The organism is Aeromonas sp. HMWF015 (assembly GCF_963878965.1).
GTDB lineage: Bacteria > Pseudomonadota > Gammaproteobacteria > Enterobacterales > Aeromonadaceae > Aeromonas > Aeromonas veronii.
In genome coordinates, this window is record NZ_CAWNZT010000262.1 from 6987 (window position 1) to 12489 (window position 5503).

Below are 5503 nucleotides of genomic sequence, written 5' to 3' on the forward strand. Positions count from 1 at the left end.
AGCCGGAAGTGACCCACGATCTCCCGCAGCCGGTCGTAGGTCTGCTGCATCGCCACGGAGCTGGCGACCGTCGCTTCGCCATTGTGGGTCAGCTGGCGGATCACTTCGGCGATGGCGCTCATGTTGCGGTTGATCTCTTCGGCCACCGCGCTCTGCTGCTCCGCAGCCGTGGCGATATGGCTGATGAGATCGTTGATCTCCACTACTTCCCCTGCCATCAGATCCAGCGACTCGTTGACCCGGGTGGTATTCTCGGCGGCCCCCTGACAACTCTGCTTGGTGTTCTCCATCGCCTCCACCACGGTGCGGCTGCCCCGTTGCAGGCTGGCCAGCATGGTCTGGATCTCCGCCGTGCTCTGCTGGGTGCGGGCGGCAAGGGAGCGCACCTCATCGGCCACCACCGCAAAGCCGCGCCCCTGCTCACCGGCACGAGCCGCCTCGATGGCGGCGTTGAGGGCCAGCAGGTTGGTCTGTTCGGCAATGCTGCCGATCACCCCCAGCACAGAGCCAATCTGTTGCACATCCTGCTGCATCGCTTCGATGGAGCGGGCGGTCTCCTCCACCTCGGCCACCAGCGCCATCACGCTGGCCATCGCCTGATCCACCACCTGACGGGACTGGCTCGCCAGCTGCTGGCTCTGGCCGGTGAGTTGGGCGGTGCTGGCCGCACTCTCGGAGACAGAGACCGCCGTGCGGCTCATCTCGTTGATGGCGGTTACTACCTGCTCGGTCTCGCGCACATGGTCCGCCAGCAGGGACTGGGCGGCGCCGGTCTGACTGGCCAACCCCTCGATGCCGCTGTTGAGCTGGCCGCTCGCCTGCCGCACCTCCCCCATCATCTCCTGCAACCGCTCGATAAAGCGGTTAATCCCGGCCGAGATCTGGCCAAGATCATCCTTGCTGGTCACTGCCAACCGGCGAGTGAGATCGCCGCTGCCACGAGAGAGTTCGAGTACCAGATCCCGCAGCGAGAGGATGGGGCGATAGGCCACATTGAGCGCCAGCATCGCCATCACCATCACCACGATCGCCACGCCGAACAGCGCCATGATGATCTGGCCGTTGAGGGCCCGGGTCATGGCCCGGATGTAGTCGAGATCGACGTAGCCGGTCAGCGTCCAGCTGTTGCCCCGAATATCCAGCTGGTTGGGGCGCGACTCGCTCTCTCCCTGCGGTTTGCTGTCATAGAGGCTGTTGCCCTGACTGTCTGCCAGCGAGAAGTAGCGCCCCTCACCGCTCATCTTCTCCAGCAGGCTTTTGAACTCGCTCATGTCGAGGTAGTAGAGATAGGCAGAGTCAGCACCGCGCGGCACCAGTATGGTGATGACCGGCTTGCCATCCACCTGTTGCAGCGGGCTGACGGTGATCTGGTTGTTGGCGGCGGGGATCAGCTTGCGCAGGGCATCGACTTTGGCGCTGTCGTTGATGACCCCGCTCACGTCGAATGCCATGTCCCCGATCACCTTGACGATGTTGTGAAAGCCGGTCTCTTGCAGGGTCTTCTTGACGTTGGTCACCCCGAAGTTAAGGTTGGCGGCCAACAGGATTTTCTGATTGATATCACCGGCCAGCTTCTCTTTGACCAGAGTGATCTGTTCGTTGATGTTGTGGGTGGCCTGAGTACGAATGTAGCCACTGATGAAGTGGTTGACGCTGAGCCCGGCGGTGCCGATGGTGACCAGAATGGCCAGTAGCAGCAAGAGGTAAATCTTGACCTTGAATGGCATGGGTTCCCTCCAGAAGAGAGGGCTGGCAACGCCAACCCTCCCTGCCAATCGTTATTTCTTCTTGGCGTACTTCATGGAGTCCAGGGCTACCGCCAGAATGATGATGCCGCCCTTGATAATGAACTGCCAGTAAGGGCTGACCCCGATATAGGTCAAACCATAGTTGATCAGGGTGAAGATAAGTACGCCGGTGATCACACCCGCGACAGTTCCCACCCCGCCGGCAAACGACACCCCGCCCACCACGCACGCTGCGATGGCATCCAGCTCGTACATGAAGCCGAGGTTGTTGGTGGCGCTACCGATACGGCCCGCTTCCAGCATGCCGCCGAAGGCGTAGAAGACCCCCGCCAGCGCATAGATCATCACCAGATTGACCGCCACATTGACGCCGGAAACCTTGGCCGCCTCGGGGTTGCCACCGATAGCGAAGATGTTCTTGCCAAAGCGGGTCTTGTTCCACAGCACCCAGACAAAGACGCTGGCGATGGCCGCATAGAAGGTGAGATACGAGAGCTTGAATCCTCCTATCCGGATAAACCCTTGGGCAAAGCTGGAGAAGCGGGGATCAAACCCGGCCACCGGCGAAGCCCCTACCGAATCAAAGTAGAGAGAGTTGATGCCGTAAACGATGATCATGGTGCCCAGCGTGGTAATGAACGGGGTGACGTTCAGGTAGGCCACGATCAGACCATTGATAAGGCCAATCAGGGCGCCCACGGCACACACCAGCAGGATCACCACCGGAATGGGCACCTCACCCAAGCTGGGAAACACCTTGTTGACGTTGGTCAGCGCTTGCAACATGGTCGCCGCGATGAGCGCCGCCAGACCGACCTGACGACCGGCCGAGAGATCCGTCCCCTGGGTGATGATGATGCCCGCCACCCCGAGTGCGATGATGACCCGCACCGAGGACTGGGTCAGGATGTTGCTGAAGTTGGTGAGACTCAGGAAGGAGGGCTCCTGGATCACGATGACCATGAGCAGCACCAGCAGCACCAAGTAGATGGCATTTTCCTTGAGCGCCTGCATCAGATTGAAATTTTTAGCCGACTCCATAAATGTCTTCCTGTCTCTAGAGGTACAGAGATGCCAGGCGCAGTATCTCGCTCTGGTCAGTTTCTTTGGTATTGACGATCCCGGCGACCCGGCCATTGCTCATCACCATGATACGGTCGGTGATCCCCAGCAATTCCGGCATCTCTGACGAGATGATGATGATCCCCTTGTCCTTTTTCGCCAGCTCCAGGATGAGCTGGTAGATCTCGAACTTGGCCCCGACGTCGATGCCGCGGGTCGGTTCGTCCAACATCAGGATCTCCGGCTGGGTCAGCAGCCAGCGACCGATGATCACCTTCTGCTGGTTGCCCCCGGAGAGGGAGCCGATTTGGGTCTGCTGGGTCGGCGTCTTGACCCGCATGGAGTCGATGACCCACTGGGTATCGCTCTTCATCTTGTTGTCGCTGAGCAACCCCATGGAGCCCTTGTAGTTATCCATATTGGCGATCAGGGAGTTGAAGGCGATATCGAGACGGGAGTAGATACCGGTGGAGCGGCGCTCCTCGGTCACCAGCGCAAAGCCGTTGCGGATCGCTTCGTGGGCGTTGTGGTTGGCCACCTCTTTACCGTGCAGCTTGATACTGCCCTGGCTGCGATCGCGAATGCCGAACAGGGTCTCGACGATATCGGTGCGCTTGGCCCCCACCAGTCCGGCGATGCCGAGGATCTCCCCCTTGTGCAGGTTGAAGGTGATGTCCTGAATGGAGGGCTGGTTCTTCGCCGTCAGATGTTCGACTTCGAGGATCACCTCTTTCGGCTGGTTGGTTTTTTCCGGGAAGCGCTGGGTCAACTCGCGGCCGACCATCATGCCGATGATCTGATCCATGGTCATACCCTTGAGCGGCTGGGTCGCCACCCACTGGCCATCCCGCAATATGGTGATCTCGTCACAGAGCTGAAAGATCTCCTCCATCTTGTGAGAGATGTAGACGATGCCGCACCCCTTATCCTTCAGCTTGTTGATGATCTTGAAGAGGTGACTTACCTCTTTCTCGGTCAGGGAGGAGGTGGGTTCGTCCATGATGACGATCTTGGCGTCGTAGGAGAACGCCTTGGCGATCTCGATCATCTGCATCTGAGAGACCGACAGGGTCGCGACCTTGACCTTGGGGTCGATGTCGATGTCGAGCTCATCGAAGATGCGCTTGGTGTCGTCATACATCTTGCCGTGGTCGATAAACCATCCCTTGGTGGGGTAGCGGCCGAGCCACATGTTGTCCATCACGGTACGCTGCAACACCAGGTTGAGCTCCTGATGCACCATGGAGACGCCATTCTCCAGCGCCTCTTTCGAGGAGGTGAAGTTGATCTCCTGCCCCTTGAAGAAGATCTTGCCCTGATCCTTCTCGTAAATGCCGAACAGGCACTTGAGCAGTGTGGATTTTCCCGCTCCGTTCTCGCCCATCAACGCATGCACAGAATGAGGACGGACCCGTAAATTGACATTATCGAGTGCCTTGACGCCGGGAAAGCTCTTACTGACGTCAATCATCTCCAACAGCCATTCTGATTGTTGCTGTGTTGTCATATCAGCCATCACATCTGGTTGAAAAAAGGGCAAGGGGATCTCCCTTGCCCTGGAGGAGGGAATTACTCGAATTGGGACAGGTTGTCTTTATCCACACCGACGTAGGCAACACGTACTACCTTGTCGACGATATTCCACTTGGTGCCTTCACCGGCCGGTTTGCCTTCAGCCAGGTTCTTGGTCAGCTCGAAGGTGGCTTTGGCCTGGTTGGCCGCATCGTTCAGCACGGTACCCGCCATGGCACCGCTCTTGACCATGGCCAGCGCTTCCGGCAGCGCATCGACGCCGAATACCGGAATGGCAGTCTTGCCCTGGGCTTTCAGTGACTCAACCGCGCCCATTGCCATGCCGTCGTTGTTGGCGATGACCACTTCGATCTTGTTGGCGTTGGGGCCGGAGATCCAGGCGTCCATCTTGTCTTTCGCCATGGCGGTATCCCACATACCGGTATCCATGTGCAGTTGTTCAGTCTTGACGCCACCATCGTTCAGGGTCTTGACCACGTAGGAGGTGCGCGCCTCGGCATCCGGGTGGCCCGGCTCCCCTTTCAGCAACACGAACTGGATCACGCCATCCTTGTTCAGATCCCACTCCGGATGGGCTTTCCAATGTTTGGCAATCAGCTGACCCTGGATGATCCCTGACTCCTTGGAGTCGGTCCCCACGTAGTAGGCCTTGTCATAGCTGGCCAGATCGGTAGCGCTCGGCTCCTTGTTGTAGAAGACCACCGGGATATCTTCGCCACGGGCTTTCTCAATCACCACCGGCGCCGCAGCGGGGTCAACCAGGTTGATGGCCAGCGCCTTCACCCCTTTGGCCAGCAGCACATCGATCTGGTCGTTCTGCTTGGACTGGTCGTTCTGGGAGTCGTTCATCAGCAGCTCCACCCCCGGAGTGGCTGCCGCCTCCTTCTCGATGGCCTTGCGCACGACCGCCATGAAGTTGTCGTCGTACTTGTAGACGGTTACCCCGATACGGGTGTCAGCCTGGGCATTGGCTCCAGCCATCATGCCCATCAGCAGGGCGGCAACTGTGGTCAGTTTTTTCATTATGTGTGCTCCGATGTGTCTATCTGTGTTGTAGGGTGGCGAGCAATTGAGCAAGCGCCAATCAATGTAATCAGTTTGTTGTCATTTCTTCTGTGATCATGACGACAAAATGAAAACGTTTACACTCTGTTACATTG

General features: G+C 58.5%; 4 protein-coding genes. All 4 read right to left on the reverse strand.

All coding sequences use genetic code 11. From position 1 onward, the window contains the following. On the reverse strand, positions 1-1727 hold a 1727-nt coding region (locus AACS18_RS13655), incomplete at its 3' end, for a methyl-accepting chemotaxis protein (protein WP_108612494.1). Positions 1728-1778: 51 nt separating this feature from the next. Then, positions 1779-2789 (reverse strand): galactose/methyl galactoside ABC transporter permease MglC, encoded by a 1011-nt coding sequence (gene mglC / locus AACS18_RS13660; protein WP_108612493.1) that lies wholly within the window; start codon positions 2787-2789, stop codon positions 1779-1781. A 16-nt stretch (positions 2790-2805) separates the two neighbouring features. Beyond that, a complete protein-coding gene (gene mglA, locus AACS18_RS13665; protein WP_108612495.1) occupies positions 2806-4326 on the reverse strand; it encodes a galactose/methyl galactoside ABC transporter ATP-binding protein MglA in 1521 nt (506 codons plus the stop codon). A gap of 53 nt (positions 4327-4379) precedes the next feature. Beyond that, positions 4380-5366: a galactose/glucose ABC transporter substrate-binding protein MglB gene (mglB, locus tag AACS18_RS13670; RefSeq protein WP_005340747.1), complete on the reverse strand. Its 987-nt coding sequence runs from the start codon at positions 5364-5366 to the stop codon at positions 4380-4382. Between the last annotated feature and the right edge of the window lie 137 nt (positions 5367-5503).

Excerpts from the sequence above, each read along its gene's own strand:
- mglC (WP_108612493.1), bottom strand. The coding sequence starts at position 2,789 with ATGGAGTCGGCTAAAAATTTCAATCTGATGCAGGCGCTCAAGGAAAAT.
- mglA (WP_108612495.1), bottom strand. The coding sequence starts at position 4,326 with ATGGCTGATATGACAACACAGCAACAATCAGAATGGCTGTTGGAGATG.
- mglB (WP_005340747.1), bottom strand. The coding sequence starts at position 5,366 with ATGAAAAAACTGACCACAGTTGCCGCCCTGCTGATGGGCATGATGGCT.